Source organism: Hymenobacter telluris (assembly GCF_017313265.1).
GTDB lineage: Bacteria > Bacteroidota > Bacteroidia > Cytophagales > Hymenobacteraceae > Hymenobacter > Hymenobacter telluris.
Window position 1 is genome coordinate 261,484 of the sequence record NZ_JAFLQZ010000002.1, and the last position, 24,661, is coordinate 286,144.

Annotated in this window: 21 protein-coding genes; 5 read left to right on the forward strand and 16 right to left on the reverse strand. The window is 57.3% G+C overall.

The genetic code is table 11. The features are described 5' to 3' along the window. The first annotated feature begins 103 nt into the window (after positions 1–103). Positions 104–1,318, forward strand: coding sequence for an acyltransferase family protein (locus J0X19_RS03455; protein ID WP_206981143.1), 1,215 nt, complete (start codon positions 104–106; stop codon positions 1,316–1,318). A 36-nt stretch (positions 1,319–1,354) separates the two neighbouring features. Here the strand turns inward: J0X19_RS03455 and J0X19_RS03460 are convergent, their stop codons facing one another. Beyond that, complete coding sequence (locus J0X19_RS03460; protein WP_317194744.1) at positions 1,355–2,383, reverse strand: ABC transporter ATP-binding protein; 1,029 nt, start codon at positions 2,381–2,383, stop codon at positions 1,355–1,357. An 81-nt stretch (positions 2,384–2,464) separates the two neighbouring features. Continuing rightward, positions 2,465–3,070 (reverse strand): DUF4136 domain-containing protein, encoded by a 606-nt coding sequence (locus J0X19_RS03465; RefSeq protein WP_206981144.1) that lies wholly within the window; start codon positions 3,068–3,070, stop codon positions 2,465–2,467. A gap of 179 nt (positions 3,071–3,249) precedes the next feature. Between J0X19_RS03465 and J0X19_RS03470 the strand changes: the two genes are divergently transcribed. Further along, a complete protein-coding gene (locus J0X19_RS03470; protein WP_206981145.1) occupies positions 3,250–3,957 on the forward strand; it encodes a hypothetical protein in 708 nt (235 codons plus the stop codon). 14 nt (positions 3,958–3,971) lie between these two features. Here J0X19_RS03470 and J0X19_RS03475 read toward each other — a convergent pair whose 3' ends face one another. Then, positions 3,972–6,425 carry a TonB-dependent receptor plug domain-containing protein gene (locus J0X19_RS03475; RefSeq protein ID WP_206981151.1) on the reverse strand — a complete coding sequence of 818 codons (2,454 nt, stop codon included), beginning with the start codon at positions 6,423–6,425 and terminating at the stop codon, positions 3,972–3,974. A gap of 291 nt (positions 6,426–6,716) precedes the next feature. Between J0X19_RS03475 and J0X19_RS03480 the strand changes: the two genes are divergently transcribed. Beyond that, on the forward strand, positions 6,717–7,715 hold the full coding sequence (locus tag J0X19_RS03480; RefSeq protein WP_206981153.1) for an aldo/keto reductase: 999 nt from the start codon (positions 6,717–6,719) through the stop codon (positions 7,713–7,715). A gap of 87 nt (positions 7,716–7,802) precedes the next feature. Here J0X19_RS03480 and J0X19_RS03485 read toward each other — a convergent pair whose 3' ends face one another. The 6 genes from J0X19_RS03485 to J0X19_RS03510 all read right to left on the reverse strand — a co-directional run bounded on the left by J0X19_RS03485 (position 7,803) and on the right by J0X19_RS03510 (position 13,961). Next, positions 7,803–8,510, reverse strand: coding sequence for a DsbA family oxidoreductase (locus tag J0X19_RS03485; protein WP_242581949.1), 708 nt, complete (start codon positions 8,508–8,510; stop codon positions 7,803–7,805). A 123-nt stretch (positions 8,511–8,633) separates the two neighbouring features. Further along, positions 8,634–9,647: a fatty acid desaturase gene (locus J0X19_RS03490; RefSeq protein WP_206981155.1), complete on the reverse strand. Its 1,014-nt coding sequence runs from the start codon at positions 9,645–9,647 to the stop codon at positions 8,634–8,636. Between the two features lie 155 nt (positions 9,648–9,802). Further along, positions 9,803–11,824, reverse strand: a complete 2,022-nt coding sequence (locus J0X19_RS03495) for a LysM peptidoglycan-binding domain-containing protein (protein WP_206981165.1) — start codon at positions 11,822–11,824, stop codon at positions 9,803–9,805. A 14-nt stretch (positions 11,825–11,838) separates the two neighbouring features. Beyond that, positions 11,839–13,281: an Asp-tRNA(Asn)/Glu-tRNA(Gln) amidotransferase subunit GatA gene (gene gatA / locus J0X19_RS03500; RefSeq protein WP_206981167.1), complete on the reverse strand. Its 1,443-nt coding sequence runs from the start codon at positions 13,279–13,281 to the stop codon at positions 11,839–11,841. Positions 13,282–13,295: 14 nt separating this feature from the next. Beyond that, on the reverse strand, positions 13,296–13,721 hold the full coding sequence (gene tatA / locus J0X19_RS25090) for a twin-arginine translocase TatA/TatE family subunit (protein ID WP_206981175.1): 426 nt from the start codon (positions 13,719–13,721) through the stop codon (positions 13,296–13,298). Positions 13,722–13,733: 12 nt separating this feature from the next. Next, on the reverse strand, positions 13,734–13,961 hold the full coding sequence (locus tag J0X19_RS03510; protein ID WP_206981177.1) for a Sec-independent protein translocase subunit TatA/TatB: 228 nt from the start codon (positions 13,959–13,961) through the stop codon (positions 13,734–13,736). A gap of 339 nt (positions 13,962–14,300) precedes the next feature. On the opposite strand from J0X19_RS03510, the gene J0X19_RS03515 reads away from it, so the two are divergent. Further along, positions 14,301–15,251, forward strand: coding sequence for a GAF domain-containing DNA-binding protein (locus tag J0X19_RS03515; RefSeq protein WP_206981179.1), 951 nt, complete (start codon positions 14,301–14,303; stop codon positions 15,249–15,251). A 383-nt stretch (positions 15,252–15,634) separates the two neighbouring features. Here the strand turns inward: J0X19_RS03515 and J0X19_RS03520 are convergent, their stop codons facing one another. From J0X19_RS03520 to J0X19_RS03550, 7 genes are all read right to left on the reverse strand, one after another. After that, positions 15,635–17,032, reverse strand: coding sequence for a murein hydrolase activator EnvC family protein (locus J0X19_RS03520; RefSeq protein WP_242581951.1), 1,398 nt, complete (start codon positions 17,030–17,032; stop codon positions 15,635–15,637). Continuing rightward, entirely contained in the window at positions 17,016–17,777 is a 762-nt protein-coding gene (locus J0X19_RS03525) for a DUF4292 domain-containing protein (RefSeq protein WP_206981181.1), read from the reverse strand. The genes J0X19_RS03520 and J0X19_RS03525 overlap by 17 nt, the downstream gene beginning before the upstream one ends. Further along, complete coding sequence (locus J0X19_RS03530) at positions 17,770–19,599, reverse strand: tetratricopeptide repeat protein (RefSeq protein ID WP_206981183.1); 1,830 nt, start codon at positions 19,597–19,599, stop codon at positions 17,770–17,772. The genes J0X19_RS03525 and J0X19_RS03530 overlap by 8 nt, the downstream gene beginning before the upstream one ends. Positions 19,600–19,837: 238 nt before the next feature. Continuing rightward, a complete protein-coding gene (locus J0X19_RS03535) occupies positions 19,838–20,848 on the reverse strand; it encodes a sugar phosphate nucleotidyltransferase (RefSeq protein WP_206981186.1) in 1,011 nt (336 codons plus the stop codon). Between the two features lie 117 nt (positions 20,849–20,965). Next, on the reverse strand, positions 20,966–21,400 hold the full coding sequence (dut, locus tag J0X19_RS03540) for a dUTP diphosphatase (RefSeq protein WP_206981188.1): 435 nt from the start codon (positions 21,398–21,400) through the stop codon (positions 20,966–20,968). 113 nt (positions 21,401–21,513) lie between these two features. Further along, positions 21,514–23,016 (reverse strand): oligosaccharide flippase family protein, encoded by a 1,503-nt coding sequence (locus J0X19_RS03545; protein ID WP_206981190.1) that lies wholly within the window; start codon positions 23,014–23,016, stop codon positions 21,514–21,516. Between the two features lie 125 nt (positions 23,017–23,141). Continuing rightward, positions 23,142–23,930 carry an enoyl-CoA hydratase/isomerase family protein gene (locus J0X19_RS03550; RefSeq protein WP_206981192.1) on the reverse strand — a complete coding sequence of 263 codons (789 nt, stop codon included), beginning with the start codon at positions 23,928–23,930 and terminating at the stop codon, positions 23,142–23,144. Positions 23,931–24,167: 237 nt separating this feature from the next. Between J0X19_RS03550 and mscL the strand changes: the two genes are divergently transcribed. Next, on the forward strand, positions 24,168–24,590 hold the full coding sequence (mscL, locus tag J0X19_RS03555) for a large conductance mechanosensitive channel protein MscL (protein ID WP_206981194.1): 423 nt from the start codon (positions 24,168–24,170) through the stop codon (positions 24,588–24,590). Positions 24,591–24,661 lie beyond the last annotated feature (71 nt).

Genomic DNA, 24,661 nt, shown 5'->3' on the forward strand with positions numbered 1-24,661 from the left:
GTGTGCTGTTAGTTGAGCAGTGAGCGGATGTGCCCTTGGTGTGCCTTGTGTCCACCGGCACTTACTTTACTGCATCGTACTATCTAGCTAGCCTCTGTTCACGGTGCCTGCCTCCGCTACTCCTGCCCTCCCGCCGCACACCCTACACTACCTCGACGGCATTCGTGGCTTGGCCGCAGTAGTGGTGGTGGCGCATCACTTGGCTAGTGTATTCTACCCCGCCCTGATTACGGCCGATCCGCAGGCTATTCGCCTGGGTGGCTGGGAACTGGTAATAGCAGGCAGTCCGCTCAATGTTGTGCTGGGTGGGCATTTGGCGGTGTGTTTGTTTTTTGTGCTGAGCGGAGTGGTGCTGAGCGAGCAATACTTTCGCACCGGCCAGCTGGCGGCAGTACAGTCGCAGGCGGCGCGGCGCTACGTGCGGCTGGTGGTGCCGGTGGGGTTTTCGGTGCTGCTGGCGGCTGGGCTGCACTGGGCGGGGGCGTTTCGGCACGTTGAGCTAAGCCGCCAGCTCGGCAACACTTGGCTGGCCGGTTTCTGGCAGGAGCCGCTGGGTGCGGGCTGGGAGTTGGTGCTCGATGCGCTGATACGTGTGCCGCTGAACGGCGAAGCCAAGTACAACCCCGTGCACTGGACGCTCAATACCGAGCTCATTGGCTCCTACTTTGTGTTTGCCTTGCTGGCGCTGTTCGGCAATTTTCGGCGGCGCGGCTTGCTCTACGTATTCATGCTGGTGGTGCTACAGTTCGCCAACCTCAGCTTCTATCTGGCCGCTTTTACGGTGGGCGTTGCGCTCAATGATGCCCGGCATCATGCCGCTTGGCCTGTGGGGCTGCGGCGCAACCGGCGGGTGGCAGCAGGGCTGTTGCTGCTAGTGGCGGCGTTGTTAGGCTCGTTTCCGCAAGCTGGGTTTGTAGAGGTGGAAGCCACTGCCTACCGGTTTTTGCAGCCCTCCTGGTTCACGCACGACCGAGCTATGCAAGTGGCACACATACTAGGGGCAGCAGCTTTCATTGCGGCAGTTATGGCCTCGCCCACGCTCCGGCGCGCCCTGGGTGCTAAGTGGCTACGGTGGTTAGGGGGTATTTCGTTTTCCTTGTATCTGCTGCACTTTCTGGTTATTGCCACGTTCACCAGCACGGTATTTTTAGCACTGCCCCCACAACTGAGCTACCATACCGGCGTGTTGTTGAGCGTGCTAGCCACGGTGCCCGTATTGTTGTTGCTGGCTTGGGCAATGTACCGCCTGGTCGATTTGCCCGGCATCAGGTTGGCGCGGTGGCTATACCAACGGCTATTTCAGCCCGCCGCTGCGTAGTGGGTTAAGCGCGGGCATAGTTGCCTACTTGGTGCCTTACACAACCCACGCGCCCGCCGCTGCCACCGATACGTACACTGGCGCGCCAACTGCAAAATCGGCTTCTGTTGTCCGTACCAAAACTTGCGTACCAAGCACCCGTACGTCCACTTCCGAGTAGCTGCCGAAAAACCGGGTAGCTGCCACTGTGCCAGGCAGGCCGCCGTTGTCAGTAGCACTCAGCCTCAGCTTTTCGGGGCGAATGAGTAGGCGTTTGCCGGCTGGGCGGCTGGCTTTGGTACCGCTGAGCTTAGCAAAGGCTTTGGCCGCCGGTCCGTCCAGCAGGTTGTAGTCGCCGAAGAGGCCGGCGGTGTATTCGTCAACGGGTTGATGGTAAATCTGGCTGGGCGGGCCTTGCTGAATGAGGTGGCCGGCTTTGAGCACCATGATTTCCTCGGCCCAGGAAAGCGTATCGGTGGGGTCGTGCGAGATGAGCAGGCAGGTGATGCCCAGCTTATCACCAATGTCCTGGATAACGGCCTTCAGAATGGCCTTGTGTACCCGGTCGAGGTTGGAAAACGGCTCGTCGAGCAGCAGAAGCTTGGGGGCCGTGAGCAGCAGGCGGGCCAGGGCAATGCGTTGTTTTTCGCCCCCCGACAATTGATTGGTTTGGCGGGTAGCCAAATGGCTGATGCGGCACACCTCGAACAGCGTCGGCACATCCAAGGCCCCGAACCGGTTGGCGTAGCGCAGCACCTGTTCCACCCGCAAAAACTTGGGTAGCTCGAAATGCTGCGACAAATACGCAATGCCGTCGTGGCCGGGCATGAGCTGTTCGGTAGGCCCTTTCACCCTATTACCCTCAAACCGCACCTCGCCGCTACTACGCTGAATCAGGCCCGCTATGATTTGCAGTAGGGTGCTTTTGCCCGCGCCAGTTTCACCGGCAATGGCCAGCTTCTGAAACTGCCGCTGCGTGAAACTGACTTCGTGCAAGGCAAAAGCGCCTTTTTCCTGCAACGATACGCGGGATACACTCAGCCAGCTTGGGGCGCCGGCCAGAAAATCGGGGGATGAATTTTGCACCCTCAAAGGTAGCGGTAAACAACCGCCCCCGCTCAGAACCTGAACGGGGGCGGTTGATTGGTAGAAAAGCCTGGAAGCCGGTTAGCTCTTTTCAGCCACCGGAAACTTGTCGAGAATATCCTTGGCCGATTTGGCAAACTCAGAGCCGATATTGGCGGGGTTGCCCACTGGGTCGGCCACGGAACCGCGCCATACCAGGTTGTTGGTGCGCGCATCCACGAAGTCCAGAATCATGGTGCCTTCCTGGTACGTCTCGGTGCGGTAGCCGGTGTTGTAGAACGGCGACGAATAGAAGTAGCCGTAGTTGATGGGCAGAAACCGGCCGCGGTACGACATGGCGTATGGATACGCGAAGCCGGTGGCCGGCGGGTTGGCTACGGTGCGTTCGGCCTCCTCAATATAGAGGTGGTAGGTGAGGTAGAAATCCGGCTTGGTACGGCCTTGCGCCTGCCGAATACCACGCTTAGCCAACTCCGAACTAATGGCATTCTGGATGATTTCGTCGTTCAGGGTGCTCTTGTAAATGGGGTTTTTGGAGTCGGCCGATTTCACCTCGGTCTTGGCCCAGTCGTAGGTGCGGTACTGGCTGAAATCGACGCCGGGTTTCTGTTGAACGGTAACGGCCGGCGAGCAGGCGCTCAGCAGGCCAACCAGCAGCACAAGCGCTGCCTGCAAAATGGTTTTCATAGTAGTGGTCAGGAGTGGATGATGTACCCTCTGCTATACCCCGGATTTCACTGGTAAGTTACAGCCAGTGCCGTTCCAATAAGCTGGCTAAACAGCTGGTTAGAGCCAAAAGCCATAAATTTTGCATGTTGAATACTTAACGCATACAACCACTTAAGGCTTGGTTTCCTCTTTACCACATGCAACGCGTTTTTCTACTCTTTCTGGCCGCTGCGCTGACCTGCTGCGCCCCCGGCCGCTTCACTACCAGCACCCTGCGCCCAGCCGCCCTAACTGCGCACCGAACCGTCGCCATTCTGCCCTTCGATGTGGAGCAGAACCGTATCCAACTTAGTGATATTCGGTTTCCGGGCGCCGATACTACCCTCACCGCCCAGCAGCGCATCCGACAGGAGTGGACCGCCAAGCAGCAATGGGAAGGCCGGCACGTAGCCTATCGGTTGCAGGAACTGTTCTACGACCAGCTTCAGGCCCAAAAGCCCACCCGCGGCTACACGGTGCAGTTTCAGGAGGTGCGCGAAACCAACCGGCTGTTGCAGCAAGCCGGCATCACCTACGAAAACCTACCCGACAAAAGCCTAGAGGAAGTACGGCAAGCGCTGGGCGTCGATGCCATCCTGTCGGGCGAAACCCTGCTGTTTCAGCCATTGCCCAACGGGGTGGGGCTGGCAGCGCGCATCCTGCTCAACGAGCCGCTGCTTGGTAATCAGTCCATCATCCCAGCTAGCGAAGCCACTACCAGCCTCACCCTCTACGACTGCCGCGAAAACCAACTGGCGTGGCGGCTCGACTTTCAGCGCACCGGCAACAATGCCCTCAAGCCCGAGCGCCTGGCTGAAAACCTGGTACGGGCCGCGTTGCCCAACTTCCCGTACAGCCGCAAATAGCTGCTACTACGCACTTAGCGGCTTTGAAACTGTGTGGTGCCATGCCCCGGTGAGCCTGCGGCCGATACGCCTTCGAGGGTGAGGCGGTAGGTGCCGGCTTCGTCGGAGGTGTAGAACGATACGGTGGCTTGGCCGCTGGCATCGGTGCGGATGTTGGGGTTCCAGTACAGCGTAGCGCTCCGGAAATCGGGCACGTTGGCGTTGCGGTTGGTGGCGTAGGCCGGTGCGTAAAACTCACGCACCTGGTAGTAGCGCGGCATCAGGTAGGTTTGCATGTTGGGCGAGGGCGGGTCGTTGGAATAGTCGTAGTCGGGGTTGCCGCGCTTGGTGAAGATGGCAATGACGCCCCCACCGCCCCGAGAACCATAAATAGCCGCCGATGTGCCTTTCAGCACCTCCACGCTTTCCACATCCGTCACCGGAATGCTGTTCACAATGCTGGCATCCGACATCGGAATACCGTCTACCACGAACAGCGGCGTGCCCTGGCCCCGAATCTGCACCTGCATGTCAAACGGGTTACCGGTAACTGTGAGGCCCGCCACTCGGCCTTGCAAGAGTTGCAGCACGTTGACGTAGCTGCTGGCGGCCGGAATATCCTTGGTTTTGACTACTACATCGGCCTGGCCATAAATCCGGCGCGAGTCGGGCTGCAGGGCGCGGCCTTTTACGGTTACGTTGCCCAGCATAATGGTTTTGGCGTTGGGGCTGTACTGGCGCTCCACCACCTGTTGGCGCCGGCTGCTGGCCAGGTAAGGCGCTTTGGTAGGCGCGGTGTCGGGTAGGGGGCGGACCGGCGTTTTGCTGGTTTCCACTAGGCGCCGGTCGAGCTTGATGGTGGGGTTTCGCAACCCTTTTCTTCCTCTCACCTGCACCAGCATCCGGGCACTGTCGCGCCCCGAGAAACCGGCAAACAGAAAGCGCCCCGCCGAATCGGTGGTGGCTTCGGTGATATCCGAACCAGACCCAAACCGGAACAACGACACCGTGGCGCCGGCAGCGGGTACCTGTTTGTTGTTGAACACCTGTCCGCTCAAGCTCAGCAGTTGCTCCAGCGGATACGGATAGTCGCCGAACTTGCCTGCCAGTAACGGCTTCCACGCAAAGCGGCGCCATCCCTGCGTAAGCAGCAGGTTATCAAGCGCCTGTCGGGTTTCGGGCAACTGGTTGCGGAAGTAGAAACCGGGCTGCTCTACGCGGCCGTGCAGGTCGGAAGTCAGCAGTAAATACGTACGAATATCGGTAGCGCCGGAATCGAGGGGCACCAGCGCAGTGCTGTTGACGGCCAGCGCAAACTGCCCGGCGGCCGGCTGGCCGGCTTCATCGGTTACCCCCACCCGGAGCGTTACTTTCTCGCGGGAGCCGTAGGTGGGCTTGTCGGGTTGCAGGCTGATGCGCAGGCCGGGGTTGGTGTTGGTGAAAGCCAGCCGCTCGCACCGGGCCACCTGTTGCCCGTCAAACAATGTGAAATGCACTACCCCGCCCGGAAACCGTTCTTTCGGAATGTTGGTGGAGAACGTACCGCCGCCTGTAACCTCGCCCTGCCCGGCATACACCACCTGGCCCCGAACGTGGCCCACCAGCGTAACACGCTCGGCCGGAGCGTTGGGCGGCAGCTTGCACTGTATGGCTACCTGGTAGCTGGAACCCAACTGCAACACGCGCATAGTAAAGCCCGTGGATTGTGCAGTGGGTAGCTCGTGCCGGATGCGTTGGCCGTCGGGTTGGCGCACGATGGCCGTGTACCGCTTGCCTGCCTCAGGCTGCAACTGAAACCGCCCCATGCCTAGGTGCTCACTGCTGAACTGCGCCACCTGCTTGCCAGTTTCATCTTGCACAATGCCTTGTATGTTGGCGCCCGCGCCGTACATATCGGTGGCTTTAAAGCCTACAATGCTGGCTAGCCCGGCCACAAACTGCCCGCCCTCAGGAAAAAACTGTACGTCCAGCCACTTGGATTCGGGCTGCGCTACGGGTGTGGTAGCGGCGCGCCGCCGGGGTTTATTTGGCAGCGCATCGGTGTTGGCCCATACCGTGACCGAGCGGCTAAAGAAGTAGTTGGGGCTGGAATTGCGCATCCAGCTGGTGTAGGCCCGCACGGTGTAAGTGCCCTGGGTAAGCGTGTCAGACAGCTGAAAGTCGCCGGGGGCGGTGCCGTTTTTCAGTTCCAGCATTCGTTGCTGCACCACTTTCTGGTTGGGCGCAAGCAGGTCGACGTACAGCACCCGGCTAAGCGTGTCGGGCCGATGGGCATCGGCTTCCACCACGTAGGCCTTAAACCACATGATTTCGCCCACTGCATACGTGTCCTTATCAAACTGAACGTAGGTTTTTTCGGGGTAGGTGCTGGCATAGAACCGGGTCAGTTGCCGCATTACCTGCTGGATAAACGTATCGGGTGGCCCCTGAAAAGCTGCCAGCAGCAAACCCAAGCCCAAAAGCACACAGATGATAAGGTGACGTCGCATAACCGGAAATAGAAGGGAGGGTAAAAGGCGCTGGCTACGGTGGCAAGGTGCAGGTGGATACTGCAACCATAAAGCCCGCAGTATCCGCTGGTTCTACGGCAATTTCGCCGGGAAAGACGCCCGGAGGTAACCGCGCTTTTCGGGTGGGTGCCACAGGGGCCAAACGGGTAGCAGCCCACGCTTTGTGGTAAGCGGCGCCGTAACCTTGGCCCGGTCATTGGGGTATCTACTGCTGCTAACACCCTGCGGCCGCTAAAAATGCTGGCCGCTCTAAAATAGAACAACAAACCAATGGAATACAGAAAGTTAGGAGACTCAGAAGTTGAGGTTTCGCGCATCACGTTTGGTAGCTGGGCCGCCGGCGGCTGGATGTGGGGCGGCACCGAGCAGAACGATGCCGTGGGGGCCATTCACGCATCCTACGACCTGGGCGTAACCAGCATCGACACGGCCCCTATCTACGGCATGGGGCTGAGCGAAGAAATTGTGGGCGAGGCCATCAAAACCCTGCCCCGCGACAAAGTGCAGATCCTGACCAAGTTTGGAATGCGCTGGGACCTGGCCAAAGGCGACTTCGCCATGAAAACCAAGAACAACGACGGCCAGGACATCGACGTGTATAAGTACGCCGGGCGCGACAGTATCATCAAGGAGTGCGAAGACAGCCTGCGCCGCCTCGGCACCGACTACATCGACCTGTATCAGCAGCACTGGCCCGACGTGACTACCCCCATCGATGAGACGATGGAAGCCGTGAGCCGGTTGATTGAACAAGGCAAGGTGCGCGCCGCCGGGGTCAGCAACTACTCGGTGGCTCAGATGGAAGAAGCGGAAAAAACGCTGCACATCGTGTCCAACCAGGTGCCCTACAGCATGCTGCGCCGCGACATCGAGCAGGATGTGCTGCCGTATAGCCTGCGGCACAACAAATCCATTCTGGCGTACAGCCCTATGCAGCTGGGCCTGCTAACCGGCAAAATCAAGCCCGGCCAGCATTTCGACGACAGTGACCTGCGCGCCACCAACCGCCTGTTCACGCCGGAGAGCGTAACCCGTGTGAATGAGTTTCTGGAAAAAATCCGGCCGCTGGCGGAAAGCAAGAATGCCACGCTGGGCCAGCTGGTGCTCCGTTGGACGCTGGCCCAGCCCGGTGTATCGGTGGTGTTGGTGGGAGCCCGCAACGCCGAGCAGGCCATCCAAAACGCCCGCGCCATCGACTTTGAGTTGGTAACCCACGAGGTGGATTTCATTACTGAGCGGCTAGAGCAGATGCATGAGCAAACGGCTTAATACATCGTTTTAGAAGCAAGCACCAGCACAACAAAAACGGCTGCCCCGCAAGAGGCAGCCGTTTTTGTTGAGTGGCTGGCAGGTAAGCTAGCAGTTGCCGTTGATGTCGCAGGACGCCCCATCGGAACCAGCTAGTTGTATGGGTTGCGGACGGGCTTCTTCCCACACTTTCTCCAGCACTTCCTGAAACAGTTCGGTGGGCTGCGCGCCAGACACGGCGTACTTGTCGTCGAACACGAAATAGGGTACGCCACGCACTCCAATCTGGCGCGCCTGGTACTCATCGTGCCGCACTTCTTGCTCGAAGGCGTTGGAAGTCAGCAACTGCTCAACCTCGGCCGTCGGTAATTCCAGTTCATTACCGATGCGGGCCAGCGTGGGCACGTCGTTGATGTCGAGGCCTTGTTCCAGATAGGCTTTGAATAGCCGCTCCTTGGCGGCATCTTGGCGGCCGTGCTGCTCGGCCAAGTGCACTAGGCGGTGCGCCCGCAACGAGTTGGCCGGTACAGCCCGGTCGAAGTCGAAGGTCAGGCCCTCTTCTGCGGCCGATTGGGCCATGTTGGCGCTCATCTGCCGGGCCCATTCTTCGGGCTTGCCATACTTGCTGGCCAGCAGCGCGTACTGGCTGACGCCGGGCTCGGGGTTGGCATTGGGGTCCAGCTCGAAGCTGCGCCATTTCACTTCCACCTCATTGGCGTGCGGGAACTTGGCCAAGGCTTTTTCCAGCCGCCGCTTGCCCAGGTAGCAGAAGGGGCACAGAATATCAGACCAGATTTCGACTTGTATCTTTTTCATGAGCAAAGGATTCGGAATATGGCGTCTATAAGTGAAAACCTGCTCGAAAAGTTTTGCCGGAAAACAAAACGCCCCCAGCGGACAGGCTGAGGGCGAACAGGTAGGCTGCTGGTGAGCGAAATACTAGGCCGAAACGCCTTCCACCAGTTGCTTGTCAGGAATGGAGCTGTCCTGAAGCGTGGCGTGGCCACGGCTCCGACGCGTGATACGGGAGAAAAGGCTGATTTCCTGATCGAAAAGGAACGTGAAAAACAGCTTGGTGTAGGAGCGGTGATGCAGCAGGGGCTCGTAGAACTCGGGCGCTACGGCCTTGAGGCGCGGCAGCTTGTTCCACGGAATCGAGGGCATGTCGTGGTGCTCGTTGTGGTAGCCTACGTTCAGGTTGATACCGTTCAGTGGGCCGTAATAGCTATACGTTTCCTGCCGGTCATCGAGGGTGAGGTAGTGCTCCTGAATCCAACGGGCGCCCAGCGGGTGCAGGCCCACCGAAAACCAGAAGCTCAGAAACAAGTAGCCCAGCGCCATCCAGCCGAAGAAATACACAATGGCAGCATCAAAAGCCAGCTGCGCCACAATGTTGGCCACCACAAACCGGTCGAACACTGCTACCTCGCGGCAGCGAATCGTACGGATAACCTGAAACAGCGGGAAAAAGAACAGCCATACCGCTTTGCCCAGCGAGTAATTCTTAATCAGCTTGGCCTCGTACCAGTCGGGCAGGTCGGCGTCCAGCTCGTGCACGCCCTGAAATACGTGGTGCTTGATGTGGAAATTCTTGAACGAAATAGCTGTAGGAATTACGGAAGCAAAATTGGCCACAATACCCACCGCTACGTTCTGCCACACCTTCCGAAAAATCAGATTGTGGGCCGCCTCGTGGATGACTACAAATAAGGTGTGCGAGAAAAACGCACCCACGAAATAAGCCGCCAGTGCCACAATGTACCACGGCTCGTTGCGCAGAAACACTGCCAGTACCACCTGCGCCGCTACGCACGCCACGCCAATGAGGGCAGTAGCGGGAGTGCGGGTCATTAGCTCCTTCACTTCCGGATGAGCTTTTACAATCTGGCGGGTACGCACCCGGTGTGGTTCTGGTGTATCGACCAGAACAAAAGTACTAGCTGTAGAAGACATCGGGAGCGTAATGACGAGAAGTAAACAGAATCCCAAAGCTACAACTAGCAACCGGAACACCTACGTTACCGGCTGGCAGTGAAATGGTACTGTGAAAGCCTCACCGCCCCCGAAAGGTTTCCGGTGGGCTGTATCCTGCTGGCTTGCGCTGAAAATTAGCGGGCTACTATCAGCTTTTGCCCCGGCTTCACTTCATCGGAAGTGAGATGGTTAAGCTGCTTGAGCTGCTCTACCGTCACGCCTTGGTAGCGGCGCGAAATGTTGTAGAGCGTGTCACCTACCTGCACCAAGTGCACCTTCTTGATGGTAGGTTGCGCAGCAGGTTGGGGCGTGGCGGCTACCTGTGCGGTCCGGCTGGGTTTCGGTGACGCCGGAGTGGGTGCCGGGGCTTCTTCTTTCTCGGTTTCTTGCTCGGCCGGGTCTGCAAATACCAGCTTCTGACCGGGTGCTACCGTGCTGGATTTAAGCTTGTTCCATTCCATTACCTGCTTCACGCTCAACCCCCGGATTTCGGCTATGCGGCTTAGGTAGTCCCCTTTGCGTACCACGTATTCAGCGGAAACACTTTCGTCGGCCACGGTAGTTTCAACTGCTTCCAAGGCCGGCACAACCGTATTGGCAACCGAAGTACGAGCTACCTGAGCAGACTCTTTAGCGGCAGCCACTGCGTCCGTTGGTTCGGGTTCCGAAGCTGCTGCAACGCTGGCAACCGTTCCTTTGGTGGGTTTGGCTACCGGCGAAGTGAGGTGAGCAGGTGCTCTGAGCTTGCTGTTTGCCGCCAACGCTGCTGCTGTTGGCGCTGGGCGCGTAGCTGGTGCAGCTACCGGCACAAACACAACTAGCTGCCGGCCTGGCGCCAGTGCCCGGCCTTTGCGCAAGCCATTCCAGCGGTTTACTTGGGCGGTGGTTACCTCATAGCGGCTGGCTACGGCTGCCACTGTTTCGCCCCGCCGTACCTTGTGCTGTACCCGCCGGAAACGTGGAGCGGGTGCTTCAGTCTGTTCGCGTGGTGCGCCTTCCGCTAGCATAGAGCGCGACGGAAAAAGCTCAGTGCCAGACAAGCGGGGCATTATTGGAGCTAGCAACTGTGGCTGATCGGTACGGGGCTGGCAGTAGTCGAACAGCGTGGCGCGGTCAACCTGCGCCAGCTGAGGCCGGGCTGTAGCCGGTAACTGCACCGCGTACGAGCGGTAGCCAGCCGGCAGCCACGGATGCCGTAGCTCCGGGTTGTAGTGGTGCAACGCCAGCGAATCATCAAAGCCGCAGGCTTGGCTCAGGCGCCGCAAATCCAGGGCCCGGCCATTAAGTTGCAAGGTATCAGTGGCTTCGGCGTAGCGGTATTTCAGCTCCGGCGAATGAAGCTGATGCGCCTGCGCGTACTTCATCGAGTACATGATGGCCGTGAAAGTCGGCACGTAGTTGCGCGTTTCCCTCGGCAGATTGGGGTACAGGTCCCAGAAGTTCTTTTTGCCGGTGCGCCGCATCACGCGCTGCATGCTGCCCGCGCCCCAGTTGTAGGCCGCCAGCACCAGTTCCCAATCATGAAAGACGCCGTATAGATAGCGCAAATGCTTACAGGCGGCTTCCGTCGATTTCTCGGGGTTCATCCGCTCGTCCACCCACTCATCGCGCCGGAGCCGCAAGTCACCCGCCGTAGGACCCATGAACTGCCACAAACCAGTAGCACCCACATGCGACTTGGCCGTTGGTATCAGAGCCGATTCCACTACCGCCAGGTATTTCAAGTCAACGGGTAGGTTGTACTTGGCCAAGTACTTCTCGAACAGCGGGAAATACACATTCTCGCGCTCCAGCACCCGCTGCATGTACTTGCGGTTGCGCTCCGTGAACAACGTCACGAACGACATAACCGACGGATTAAACGCGTGCGGCGCATCCGTTTCAAAGCAGGCTATCCGGTCCCCCACCAAGTCGCGCAATTCGGGCGGGGTTTGCAGCCATACCAGCCGCGCCGAATCGACGGGGGTAGGCGCGGCCACCAACGAATCGGGTAGCAGCAGCGGCAACTCCAGCACTTGGGTTGAATCGTCGGGGCTGCCGGTTCGAGGTACTTCCGGCGTCCGTGCGGGTAGCGTTTGGCCCACCGAAGGACGGACCAGCGCAGTTAACAGCAGGAGGGTAGAGGCAACACGAACCGGCAGCAACAACTTTTTCATTGATCCACCAAAAATTAGGGCAGAGCCGGAGTGAGAGTTTCTGTCAGTGACTTGGCAAAGGCCAGCAAGTGCTCTTCGCGGAAAGCGCCGCTTATCACCTGCAAGCCAATAGGCAAGCCCGCGGAGTCTTCACCCGCAGGTACCGACAAGGCCGGTAAACCAGCCAGCGACGCCTGTACCGTGAAGATATCCGCCAAATACATAGCCAGTGCATCCTTGGTGTTCTCGCCAATGCGGAACGCCGTGGTAGGAGCCGTAGGCAGAATCAGGAAATCGTACTGGCGCAGCAATTCGTCGGTCTTTTCCTTGATCAAACGCCGAACCTGCTGGGCCTTAGTATAGTAGGCGTCGTAATAATCAGCTGACAGCACGAACGTACCCAGCAGAATCCGCCGCTGCACTTCCGAGCCGAAGCCCTGCGAGCGGGTTTTCTTATACAACGATTCCAGGTCGGTGGCATCGGGGGCGCGGTAGCCGTATTTCACCCCGTCAAACCGGCTCAGGTTGGAGCTGGCTTCGGCAGTGGTCAGGATGTAGTAGGTCGGCACCATGTAGTCGAGGTAAGGAAAATCCACCGCGTCTACTACGTGGCCCTGGTTGTGCAGCCCTTCCAAGCTGGTTTCCAAGGCTTTCTTGATTTCCGGATGCAAACCCGGCCGTTCCACGGCGTCGCGGATGTAGCCGATGCGGTAGTGCGGAGCGGCTTCCAGCAGCTGGCTGTAGGCGGGCACCTCACGCTGGCTGGCTGTGCTGTCGAAATTGTCGGCCCCGGCCATTACTTCCAGTAGCAGCGCCGCATCGTCCACTGAGCGGGTAAGGGTACCAATCTGGTCGAACGACGAAGCGTACGCCACCAAGCCGTAGCGCGAAATGCGCGAATATGTAGGCTTGAACCCTACCACCCCGCAAAAAGCCGCTGGCTGCCGCACCGAGCCGCCCGTATCCGAGCCAATCGATGCTAGGCACATATCGGCCTGTACTGCCACCGCCGAGCCACCCGACGAGCCGCCCGATACTCGTTCTTCGTCAATGGCATTGCGCACCGGTCCGAAGTACGACGACTCATTGGAAGCTCCCATGGCAAACTCGTCGCAGTTCTGCCGGCCAATAAAAATGGCATCCTCGTCCAGCAAACGTTGCACGGCCGTAGCCGTGAACAACGATTTGAAGCCGTCGAGAATGTGGCTGCTGCTTTGGAGCGCGTGGTCTTTGTAGGCCAACACATCTTTCAGCCCGATAACCATACCGGCCAGCTTACCCGCCGTGCCGGCGGCCAGCTTGGCATCTACGGCATCGGCTTGGGCGCGTGCTTCTTCGGGCCATACTTCCAGAAAAGCATTCAAGCGGCCGTTCCGCCGCTCGATGTTATCTAGGTAATACTCCACGAGCTGACGACAGGTCGTGTTGCCTGCCGTCAGCTCGTTACGAACTTCCGTGAGAGAATGAAAGAGTCTCAAATCAAAGGAAATAGTTAGGACATTTGATCAAGACGGGGCCGTTCGGCCGTCGTCGGGGCAGCGGGTTCAGCGCTGGTAGGTTGGGCTACGGGTGGGGTGTACGTAGTGCCCGGCGACGAATAGGTAGGCTCGGTTTGCACGTACGCATCATCGGGCAGTTGCTCCGGGGCTGGGCCTGGCGTTGGGCTCGAAACCGGCGGAGTAGGCGCAATATAGTTCTGGTTGAACTGCTGCTGATACGGTTGCTGAGGCTGTTGACCGGCATTCTCGAACTCGCTGCGAATCTCGCGCGAAGCGTCCTTAAACTCCCGAATGCCTTTGCCTAGGCCCCGAGCTAATTCCGGAATCTTGTTAGCCCCAAAAAACACGAGGATGGCAACCATGATGAGCAGCATTTCGCTGCCCCCAATGTCGCCGAGAAACAAAAGTGGCGTCTGCATGGGTCAGAGTAATTAGTAGCGAGGCTGGTTAGGGTCGTTGGGGTTGCGGGGAGGGTTTTGGTCGCGGTACTCTGGCTTATCCTCCTTGGAAGCGTCCTTGAACTCGCGGATGCCTTGGCCCATTCCACGGAACAACTCCGGAATACGCTTGGCACCAAACAACAGAATAATAGCGAATACAATCAGCAAGATTTCGGTCGTGCCAAAGTTGCCGATCAGAAAAAGCGAGGAAAGCTGCATAGAAGAGGGCTGGTTAAGCCGGTTTGGAATGGAAAGCCTGAGATACGCATACGGATGCAAGTCAGGATTGGTAAAGATACCCCATAATTTTAAAATGGTTGGCCGACCCGCTTCCAAGTAAATGGGATAAGGGGGCAATCTAAAGCCGGAAGATGATGCGTAGATGAAGCCTGCTCCATCCTGATTTATAGCAAGTTTATCGTGGCGAATAGCGTATTGATAGGGCAGAATTGCATGTTCACCGTTTTAAGCTTCTCTTTGCAGTTTGTTACTATGAGATAGTACAGATAAATCTATTTCCGCTACCCGTCCCGCCCACCTCAGTGCCTACCTGCAGAAATGAGTCCAGCCGCCAAAATTACTCGCCCGCCAGTATCCGCGTTGCAGCAGCCTAATGAAGCTGAGCGGCTGGAAGTGCTACGCAATTACCAAATTCTGGATACCCCTCCGGAAAAGGCCTTCGATGATTTGGTGCGGCTGGCGGCTTACATTTGCGGTACGTCCGTGTCGTTGGTTTCGTTGATTGATGCGGAGCGGCAGTGGTTTAAAGCCAACGTTGGGCTGACGCAATACCAGGAAACCCACCGCGACGCCGCTTTCTGCCAATACGCCATGCTCTCCAACGACGTGTTTGAAGTAGCCGACGCCACTCAGGACCCTTTGTTTCGGCAAAATCCCATGGTGATAGCCGATCCAAACATCCGGTTTTATGCGGGAGCGGCACTGATTTCGCCGGAAGGTATGCCGTTGGGCACCATTTGCGCTCTTGATACCGAACCCCGGACGCTTACGGAGCAGCAGCGCGACGCCCTCCGCATCTTGGCCCGCGAAGTGGTAGCACACCTGGAGCTGCGCCGGGCGCGGCTCCAGCTAGAGATGGAGCAACAGAAACTCGAAGGCTTACTACGCATGGCCAATAACGCAGCCGAATCGATGTTTGTGGGCAGCCGCAACGAAATTTTCGTGAAGCAGGACCACAAGTTGGTGCGCGTACATACCGAGGATATTCGCTACGTTGAGGCGTTAGGTGATTATGTGAATATTTATACTTCGCGGGAACGGTACACTGTGTATAGCACCATGAAGGAGCTAGAGGCTAAGCTGCCAGCTCGGGAGTTTGCGCGTATTCACCGCAAGTACATTGTCTGCCTCGACCGGATTACGGCTATTGAAGGAGATACTATTGCTGTAGATACCGGCCGCGGTACTGACCGCCAAGCCAATCCAACTACTGTTCCAATCGGTAATTCTTACAAAGCCGCGTTATTGAACAGATTAAATCTGATTTGAGGCTCAAAGCAGTAACCCAGGCGTAAAGGTGGTAAATAGTGCCATTCGCCGGGAAAAAGGTGGGCTTCGGCGAAATGATGTCACTTGTAAAATTACAAGCTTCTATCTTTCGTCATGTTATCGGGGTTGTACTAGTTGAAGGGTTATCATTATTGATTTACAAGTCAACTGGAAAGGCACTGATAGCTAAGTTTGTTTTCATAGCTCAGAAAGACACCATGCCTTGCATGGTGTTTTTTTTTACTCTGAATCTGTCTTCCTTACTGCGGTTTTCCAACGACCAGCCGCTATTCTGGCACCCAGTATCAATTACAGGAGGGGTGATTTCTGTCTTGAAATCAGACAAAAACCACCCCTCCTGCAGTAATAGTCAACTTAAGGCTTTATCGGCGGCCAATCCAGTTTTCGGGGTTTAGGTTGGCACTGTTGCGCCATACCTGAAACTGCAATTCCGAAGTGCCTTCCGAGTTGGTATATACAGTGCCAATGGGTTGCCGCATTTTCACGGTTTCGCCTTCGCTCACGCTTACACCCCGGAGCTTGGCATACACCGTGAAGTACTCGCCGTGCTGAATCATAACGATGTTGTTCATGCCAGGTACGTTGGCTACCGTCAGCACTTTACCATCGAAAATGGCACGTACCGGTTCCCCGGCACTGGTTTGGATGTCGATGCCGCGGTTTTCCACCACCACGTTTTTCAGCACGGGGTGGTTGTGCCGCCCGAAACGCTGCGAAATAAACCCCTTGGCCACCGGCCACAACAGGCGGCCCCGGTTATCGGCAAAAGACGATGACAGCACTGCTGTTTCGGGTGTGAGCGTAACCCGGTCGGTACGGGTGGGGGCGGCTTCGGCAGGGGCGTCGTAGGTGCCTCCGCCAGCCCCAGAACTCCGGTTGGCGGCAGCGCGCTGGGCCCGTTCCCGGGCAGCGGCTTTAGCGGCTGCTACCCGGGCAGCACGGGCAATTTCCTCCCGTACGCGCTCCGCAATCAGGTTATCGAGGCGGCTAATAGCTTTCTGGCGGTCGGCTAGCTCCTGCCGTAGGCCTTGCTCTTGCTGGCTGAGTTTGGTTACCACTTGGTCCTGCTGGGTTTTCATGGTCAGCAGGTTGTTTTTCTCGGCTACCTGCGTGGTCAGCAGCGTGCCTTTCTCTTCCTTCTTGACTTTTAAGCCAGTAAGCTGCTGAGTGAGGCGCTGTTGAGTGCCAGTAATCTGGGCGGCCTGGGCCTTACGGACTTCCGAGTACTGCCGGATGTAGCGCAACCGCAGCATAAACTGGTTGAACGACTCGGCCGCAAACAAGAACATGATGCGGTTGTAGCTGTTCGCCGTTTTGGAGGCTGAATAAATCAGGCGGCCGTATTCGGCTTTCAGCTGGTCGAGGCTCTGGCGGGTTTGCTGCACCTGCTGCTCGGTTTGCTGCACATCGGTTTCAATGTATTTCAGCTCCGAGGAGATATTGCGAATCACGCCTTGCTGCACCGTCAGCTTTTCCTTGAGTGCATTCAGCTGGCCCAAAGACGCTTCCTTTTGGCGCTGCGTCTGCTCCAGAATGCGGCTGGTTTCCTGAATGCGCTGCAACGTGGCGCGCCGTTCCCGCTCCAGCTGCGCCTTCGATTTGGGGGCTGCGGTGCGCCGCCGGGTAGTGGTGGTAGTACGCTTGCGAGTGGTAGTGGTGCGGCGTTTTTGCTGCGCCTGAGCAGCACTGTCGGGCACGAGTATACCTACCCAAACGGCTAGCATCAAGAGCAGCAGCCAGCGCTTACTTTTTGCGGGCATAGCCTTTGGGAATGGAGAAAGGAAACAACAGCCGTTCCTTGTCCACGTCTACGTTGCGGTAGGTAATGGTGAGCGTAGCCGGCGCCGACTGACCCTGCTGTAGCTGCACCGTGGTGGTGTGGGCAAACGGGCTGGGGTTGCGCTCCAACGCCTGAAAATCCGAGTAATTCACGGTCACCTTATTCTGCGTAACCGAGTCGCGGACGGTTAGCTGCTGCACCCGGCCTTTGCCAAGTTCAATAAGCTGTTGCACCAGCAACCCAGCCTGCTGATAATTCACTTTCTGCACGGCGCTTTCCGTACTTACTTTCGGCACAGTAGCCTCACTTACAGGAGCTAAGTAATTGCCAAGCAGTAGGGCTTGCAGCATATCGAACGTGACGGGTACGTTCAGGCGCTTGCTTAGGTAGGCATAGTCGCCGGCGTAATATTCGCGGTGCAGCTTGTCGAGCACCTGCACCGAGTCTTGGGTGATATAAGCCCGGAAGCCCTCGAACCCAATCAACGAAGCCGAAATCCAGATAACACTGTCTTTACGAATGCGGATGTTGAGGTTGCCGCCTTGCTGTTCATACTGCGCTTTGCCTTTAGCCGACAGAAAACGGAAATCCAGGTTGGTGGCTCGTACGGCTTCGGGTACGGGCCGCGCCGCAGTCGGCTTGGCGGTGGTTGGGAAGATTTTGCGGTTGCAGCTTCCCAACACGGTGGCCGCCAGTAGCAAGCCCAGGGCAATGCGTTTACTCATACAGTTTTTTGTCTTTGATCTTGCGGTCAATCAGCTCGGAAGTGCCGCCGTTTTTCTTGGCCCGTAGCCATTCCGCGTGGGCCTTGTCTTTCTCGCCGAGTTGATACAATACGTCGCCGTAATGTTCGATGACGGTGCCGTCTTTGGTGGTTTGCAGGGCTTTTTCCAGGCTTTGGCGGGCCCCGGCGTAGTCCTTTTGTTTGTACAGCACCCAGGCATACGTGTCGAGGTAGGTGTCGTTGTCGGGAAACTGCTTCACCAGCTTGCCCGCCATTTCCTTGGCCCGGTCCAGCTTCTCGCCCCTGATCGAGAGAAAGTAGCTGTAGTTGTTGAGCGCCTGCGCGTTGTTGGCATCAAACGCCAAAGCAGCCTCATACGCCGCATCCGACTTCTTGTAGTCTTTCACTTCGTGGTAAGCATCACCAAGCTGACTGTCGAACTGGGCCAGTAGCTCAGGGTTGTCGGTGGCCAGCTTGCGGCCGTATTCCAACGACTTCACGCCTTTAGCTGGTTGCTTTTTCAGCATGTAGCCCACGCCGTTGTAAAACCACAGCGGCGCCTGGTTTGGGAACAGCTCCAGCGCCCGCTCGGAGTGCCGCAGCAACGAGTCGGTTTGGTTAAGCTCGGCATCAATTAGTACCACTTGCTGCCAGATCTGGTAGCGGCTGTTGTCGAGCTTGATGGCTTGCAAATACGTGTCGCGCGCTTCTTTTTTGCGGTTGGTGAGGGTCTGGATGTCGCCGGCCACGGAGTAGGCTTTTGCATCCTTGGGGTGTACCCGCACGGTAATGGCGGCCAAATCCAGAGCGGTTTGCTCTAGTTTGGGGTTCGGGAGCTGCTTGATATAATCCACCAGCACGCGCACCTTGTTATCAATGTCGAGGCCGGGGCTCTCGAAGGCCAGCTTGATCTGCTTTTCCGACTCGGCGGTGTTGCCTTGCTGCCGGTACACGTCGGCCATAATCATGTGAGCCTGCGCGTTGTCGGGGTCGGTGCGGAGGGCTTGCTGGGCTACTCGCAGGGCGTCGGGCAGGCGGTTGTTGGCGGCGTACATTTCGGCTTGGGCCAGCACGTACCGGATTTCGTCGGGGTTAGCCTTAATCAAGGCTTCTCCTTCTTGCAGCGCCTTATCGAGGTTATTCTGCTTGAGGTAGATCTGCTGCTTCTTGAACGATACTTCATCAAGGGCGCCAAACTGCTTTTCGGCCCGCTCTAGCGTGGTCAGGGCTTCGGGCAGCTTGCCTTGCGCCAGGTACAAATCGGCCAGGTTGAACAGGTAGTAGCCGGAATCGGGCACGTCCTGAATCAGCTGGGCGTACACCTTCGTGGCTTGGTCGTACTGCTTCTGCGAGGCGTAAATCTGGGCCAGCAGCAAGTAGTAGTACGAGTTCTTAGGGTCGAGCTTGACAGCGGCCTGCGCGAAGTTGGTGGCGTCCTTGAGGTTACCGCTGAGCAGGTTGGTTTCCGCTATTTTGTAGCTGATGGCCGCGTTGGTAGGGTTGAGGGCGTAGGCCTTCAGCAACCGTTCCAGCGCCTTGTTGTAGTCTTCGAGCAGCACAAACTTCACGCCGTCCACGAAGAACGACTCGCTCATGTTTTTGTCGCGCTCCGAAAGCTGGCGCTGCTGGCTAACGGCTTCCAGCTCGGCCCGCTTGGCCAGCTCCTTCCGCTCTTTGCGGCTGAGCTTGCCCGGTTTGGCGGGCTTGGGTTCCGCTACCTTGTCGGCGGGAGCGGGCGTGGCAGGCCGTTGCTGCGCCCAGCCGGATTCAACCGTCAGGAGCAACCCCAGCACCAGGGAAAAAGAAAGAAAAACGCTACGCATGAAAGCAGGAGTGCGGAGCAGGCCGCCGGTCAGAGAATACAGAACGAGGTGAAGATACCCAAAACAACGGAGCCAGCCCCGCACCTCTGCGTAACGCGTTGGCTGATTGTTAATTGCTGAATTGATTAATTGTGAAATGGTTGATTGTTGAATTGCTGAAGCTGTTCAACATAACAGCCCATCAGCAACTCCGCAATCAACCATTTCACAATTGATCAATTCAGCAATCAATAAACCCTCACACTTTCAGGGTGTTGTAGTCGCCGAGGCTGAGGTCGTTCGGGGTGCTGGCCACGGTGGCAAAGTTGCCAATCATGGAGCTGGTTACGTTGGCATGTGCTACCGTAGCCGACTGCTGCACAATGGAATTAGACACCACCGAGCCGCGAATGTTGCTTTTGTCGCCGACGGATACGTGCGGACCTACCACCGAATCGGTGATGATGGCACCTTCACCGATGTAAACCGGCGGAATCAGCACCGAGTTCGTCACTTTAGCCGATTCGGCCACTAAGTTTTCGCCGCGCTCCAGCAAGTACTCCAGGTAGCGCTGGTTGGTGTACACGGTAGCGTCTTTGTTGCCGCAGTCCAGCCACTCAGTTACGCGGCCCGGCACGAAGGTCGTGCCTTTGTTTTTCATGTTTTCCAGGGCGTTGGTGAGCTGGAACTCGCCTTTGTCCTTGATGTCGTTGTCGAGCAGGTATTGCAGCTCCTGGCGCAGGTACTCGCCGTCCTGGAAGTAGTAGATGCCGATGATGGCCAGGTCGGAAACAAACGTTTCGGGCTTCTCTACGAAGTCGGTAATCTGACCTTGCTCGTTCAGCTTCACTACGCCAAACGGCTTGGGGTCTTCCACTTTCTGCACCCAAATAGTGCCAGGCACGCTGGAATCAAGCGTGAAATCGGCCTTGAAGAGGGTATCGGCAAAAGCTACCACTACCGGGCCTTTCAGCGCCGACTGCGCGCACAGGATAGCGTGGGCCGTGCCCAGTGGCTCGTCCTGGTAGTGAATGGTGCCCTCGGCGCCTACCGACTCAGCAATTTTCACCAGGCTTTTCTCTACTTCCGCCCCGAAGCGGCCGATGATGAAGGCCACCTCCGTTACCGGTTCGCCGCACACTTTGGCAATGTCTTCAACCAGACGTTGCACGATGGGTTTGCCCGCAATTGGAATAAGTGGTTTTGGAACTGTGAGCGTGTGGGGGCGCATCCGCTTGCCCATGCCGGCCATCGGGACAATAATTCTCATGTGGTTGGGGAGTTGAAATGTTGGTAAGGTTAATCTATTTACTTATTCAGGGGCTGAACTTCTAACGAAATAGAAGATTATTTGGAATAGTCGGCCGTCATGCAGGCTGCAATGCGGTTAGCTGACCCCCGTGCTGCCATAGCCACCGGCACCGCGCGCCGTTTCGCTGAGCTTTTCGGTAGGCTGCCAGCTAATGGTTTCGTGGCGGGCCACTACCAACTGTGCAATTCGCTCCCCATCCTGCACCACAAAATCGGTATCGGAGAGGTTGACCAGCAGCACTTTCAACTCGCCACGGTAATCGGCGTCGATGGTGCCTGGGCTATTCACAATGCCGATACCGTGCTTATAGGCCAAACCGCTACGGGGGCGCACCTGCATTTCGTAGCCCACCGGAATTTCCAGAAACAGCCCTGTAGGAATAAGAGCACGTTGCAAGGGCTTCAACGTAACGGGCTCCGTGAGGTTGGCTCGCACATCGAGGCCGGCGGCGTGGGCAGTCTGGTACTCCGGGAGCGGATGGTGGGAGCGGTTGATAACGGGAATCTGCATCAAGCAAAGGTAGGGCTCGTTTGACGTTGCTTGCTGTCGATAATAGTATTTTAAACTAGCCTCTTCACTTACTGAAAAAGCACTCCAGTTTAACCCGCGAAAAGCAGCGAAAACTAACGGGCCAGCGCGCGCCGGGGCTTTTCCACTACTACAATCAGGGCCACAAATACGGCGCACAGCCCCAGGTGCCAAGCGTGGCGTACCCAATAATCAGCTGGGGTGATGAACCAGCCCAGCGCCACCACCCCGGAGGCCACCAGCAGCCACGCCAGCAGGCGGCCCACCGGGTAGGGCACCGGAAAATGCCGCTCGCCCAGCCACCAGCAAATAGCGGCCATCATGAAGTAGCAGGCCAGCGTAGCCAGCGCGCAGCCCATGTAGCCCAGTACCGGAATAAGCAGCAGGTTGAGCGCAACGGTCAGCACGGCACCGGCGCCGCCAATGTAGGTGCCATAGTAGGTCTTATCGGTGAGCTTGAACCACACCGACAGGTTCCAATACACCCCCAGAAACAGGTTGGCCATCAGCAAGACGGGTACCACCGCCACCCCTTCACGGTACTCGGCGCGGCGCAGAAATGCCTGGGCAAAGTCTTCGATATTGATACTGATAAACACGAAGATGAACGCGCAGCAGAGCGTGAACCACTTCAGCACCAGCGCAAACGTAGCCGGCGAGTTTTTCTCGGTGCTTTGGGCGAAGAAGAACGGCTCGGCGGAATAGCGGAACGCCTGAATTACCAGGCTCATGAAGATGCTGAGCTTGTAGCACGCCCCATAAATACCGGCCACCGTCTCACTGCTCTTGCCTGGGTAAAAGCCTTTGGGTAGCCAGGCTGGCAGCAGAATCCGGTCCAGCGTTTCATTCACCATGCCGGCCAAGCCCATCAGCATAATCGGGTAGGCGTAGACCAGCAGCGGCTGCAAGGCCGCAAAATCCAGCCGGAAACGGAAGCCGGCAAACTCGCGGGCTAGTAGCAACAGCGTGAGGGCACTGGCCGCCAGGTTGGAGAGAAACACATAGCCTACCCCGATGCTAGGGTCGTAGATGCTGGCTATGACTGGTTGCAGCACGCTCAGGTACTCGCCCGCCATGATGTCGGGGCATACGATGATGAAGAACAGGTTGAGTGCCACGTTCAGCACAATGTTGGCCATGCGAATGGTGGCAAACTTGCGGGCCTTGTTTTCCAGCCGCAGCCGGGCAAACGGAATGGCCGCTACGGCGTCCAACCCCAGAATCAGGGCCAGCCACACTGCGTATCGTTCCTGGCCCGAGGGCAAGCTCAGCAGCCGCAGCAAAGTGCCCGCCTGCCACGCCAGCACCGCCGAAAACAGTACGCTGCTTACCAGCAGCAAGCTCAGCACCCGGTTATATAGTAGCTGCCGGTCGGTGCCGGGCCGGTTGGCAAAGCGGAAAAACGTGGTTTCCAGCCCGTAGGTAAATAGCACGTTCAGAAAGGAAACGCAGGCGTACAGCGCCGTTACAATGCCGTACTCGGCGGCTTCAAACCGAGCCGTATATACTGGCACGAGCAAATACGTCAGCACACGGCCAACAATGCTGCTCACGCCATAGATGGCTGTCTGAGAAGCCAGCTTTTTCGCTACACTCATGTACTCAATTAAAAATTATGAATTAAAAATTAAAAATTGGAAAAAGGCCGCCGTGCCTGAAGCAGGAGCAAGAAGTAGCAAACCGGGGCCGCTTTTAATTTTTAATTACCAACTTTTAATTCAAGCTACTTGCCCGTAAACGCCGCGGGGCGCTTCTCTAAAAAAGCCTGGGTGCCTTCCTTGAAATCATCGGAGGCAAAGCAGCGAGCAAAGGCGTTGGCCTCGGTTTGGTAGCCGTGCCGCTCATCGGCGAAGTAGGCATTCACGCTGTCAATCACCAAACCCACGGCCAGCGGGGCCTTGCTCAGGATGCGGCTCAGCAACTCGCGCGTGAAGGTTAGCAGCTCGGCGGCGGGTACTACGTGGTTTACCAGGCCCAGCCGCAGGGCTTCGTCGGCTTTCACCATGTCGGCCGTCAGCATCAGTTCCAGCGCTTTGCCTTTGCCAATCAGCTGGGTCAGGCGCTGGGTGCCGCCGTAGCCTGGTATCAACCCCAGGTTCACTTCGGGCTGCCCGAAGCGGGCATTTTCGGCGGCTATGCGCAGGTGGCAGGCCATAGCCAGCTCGCAGCCACCGCCCAGCGCAAAGCCATTGACGGCCGCTACTACGGGCTTGGGGCTTTCCTCAATCATGCAGAATACTTCCTGGCCCTGCTCGGAAGCGCGCCGGGCCAATGGCTCACTCAGCGCCGCCAGCTCGGCAATATCCGCGCCGGCCACGAAGGCTTTGTCGCCGCTGCCAGTCAAGATGATGCCGCGCACCTGCTGGTCGTCGAGGGCCTGCTGCATGGCTTTGCCAATCTCGCTGATGGTGGCGCCGTTCAGGGCGTTGAGCTTGGTGGGACGGTTCAGGGTGAGCGTCAGGATGCCGGAAGTGGTATCCAGGTCGTAGAGAAGATTTTCGAAAGAAGCCATAGAGCGGAAAAGGAAACAGGCGGTAGCAGATGCCGGCAAAGATAGCCGAAATCGGAAGCCAGCTACCGACCTGTAGCGCACCGCAAGCTGACTTCAACTGCTAGAAATGTATGGCAGAAGATAGTGAGGACTTGGCCCGCTAGATTATGTTCTGTGGTGGATACCTGTTGAGGTATTAAATAAATATTATATTGGCTTGTGTATTTTGTTCATTCATCACCGTAACCATTTAAGCGTATGGGATTTGTTTCCGAATTCAAGGAGTTTATTTCCAAAGGAAATGTGCTCGATTTAGCAGTTGGTGTCATCATTGGCGGCGCATTTGGCAATATCGTCAAGTCGTTAACGGATGATATTCTGATGCCAGTGTTAAGTCTGCTTACAGGCGGAATGGACTTCAAAGATTGGTTTCTGGCGCTGGATGGTACCTCGTACAAAACGCTGGAAGAAGCCAAGAAAGCTGGCGCTGCCACTGTCAATTATGGCTTGTTTCTGAATGCTGTTATTACCTTTCTACTAATGGCGTTTGCTATTTTCTGGATTGTGAAGCTGGCTAATCGTTTCAAAAAGCCACAGGAAGTGGTAGTAGCCGACCCTGGCCCTACCAAAGACCAAGTGCTGCTCATGGAAATTCGGGACGCCCTGCGCAACCGCAGCTAAGCTCCTGCTGTCGTAGTTTCTGGTGAAAGCCGGCTTCCTCTCTTGCGCTGCTAGGGAGGAAGCCGGCTTTC

What these genes read in the sequence shown, in the direction of transcription:
- J0X19_RS03470 (WP_206981145.1), top strand. Translation starts at nt 3,250, where the DNA reads ATGCAACGCGTTTTTCTACTCTTTCTGGCCGCTGCGCTGACCTGCTGC.
- J0X19_RS03550 (WP_206981192.1), bottom strand. Translation starts at nt 23,930, where the DNA reads ATGGCTTCTTTCGAAAATCTTCTCTACGACCTGGATACCACTTCCGGC.
- J0X19_RS03490 (WP_206981155.1), bottom strand. Translation starts at nt 9,647, where the DNA reads ATGTCTTCTACAGCTAGTACTTTTGTTCTGGTCGATACACCAGAACCA.
- tatA (WP_206981175.1), bottom strand. Translation starts at nt 13,721, where the DNA reads ATGCAGACGCCACTTTTGTTTCTCGGCGACATTGGGGGCAGCGAAATG.
- mscL (WP_206981194.1), top strand. Translation starts at nt 24,168, where the DNA reads ATGGGATTTGTTTCCGAATTCAAGGAGTTTATTTCCAAAGGAAATGTG.
- J0X19_RS03475 (WP_206981151.1), bottom strand. Translation starts at nt 6,425, where the DNA reads ATGCGACGTCACCTTATCATCTGTGTGCTTTTGGGCTTGGGTTTGCTG.
- J0X19_RS03515 (WP_206981179.1), top strand. Translation starts at nt 14,301, where the DNA reads ATGAGTCCAGCCGCCAAAATTACTCGCCCGCCAGTATCCGCGTTGCAG.
- J0X19_RS03530 (WP_206981183.1), bottom strand. Translation starts at nt 19,599, where the DNA reads ATGCGTAGCGTTTTTCTTTCTTTTTCCCTGGTGCTGGGGTTGCTCCTG.
- J0X19_RS03535 (WP_206981186.1), bottom strand. Translation starts at nt 20,848, where the DNA reads ATGAGAATTATTGTCCCGATGGCCGGCATGGGCAAGCGGATGCGCCCC.
- J0X19_RS03545 (WP_206981190.1), bottom strand. Translation starts at nt 23,016, where the DNA reads ATGAGTGTAGCGAAAAAGCTGGCTTCTCAGACAGCCATCTATGGCGTG.
- J0X19_RS03510 (WP_206981177.1), bottom strand. Translation starts at nt 13,961, where the DNA reads ATGCAGCTTTCCTCGCTTTTTCTGATCGGCAACTTTGGCACGACCGAA.
- J0X19_RS03465 (WP_206981144.1), bottom strand. Translation starts at nt 3,070, where the DNA reads ATGAAAACCATTTTGCAGGCAGCGCTTGTGCTGCTGGTTGGCCTGCTG.
- J0X19_RS03520 (WP_242581951.1), bottom strand. Translation starts at nt 17,032, where the DNA reads ATGCCCGCAAAAAGTAAGCGCTGGCTGCTGCTCTTGATGCTAGCCGTT.
- J0X19_RS03485 (WP_242581949.1), bottom strand. Translation starts at nt 8,510, where the DNA reads ATGAAAAAGATACAAGTCGAAATCTGGTCTGATATTCTGTGCCCCTTC.
- dut (WP_206981188.1), bottom strand. Translation starts at nt 21,400, where the DNA reads ATGCAGATTCCCGTTATCAACCGCTCCCACCATCCGCTCCCGGAGTAC.
- J0X19_RS03525 (WP_206981181.1), bottom strand. Translation starts at nt 17,777, where the DNA reads ATGAGTAAACGCATTGCCCTGGGCTTGCTACTGGCGGCCACCGTGTTG.
- J0X19_RS03480 (WP_206981153.1), top strand. Translation starts at nt 6,717, where the DNA reads ATGGAATACAGAAAGTTAGGAGACTCAGAAGTTGAGGTTTCGCGCATC.
- J0X19_RS03495 (WP_206981165.1), bottom strand. Translation starts at nt 11,824, where the DNA reads ATGAAAAAGTTGTTGCTGCCGGTTCGTGTTGCCTCTACCCTCCTGCTG.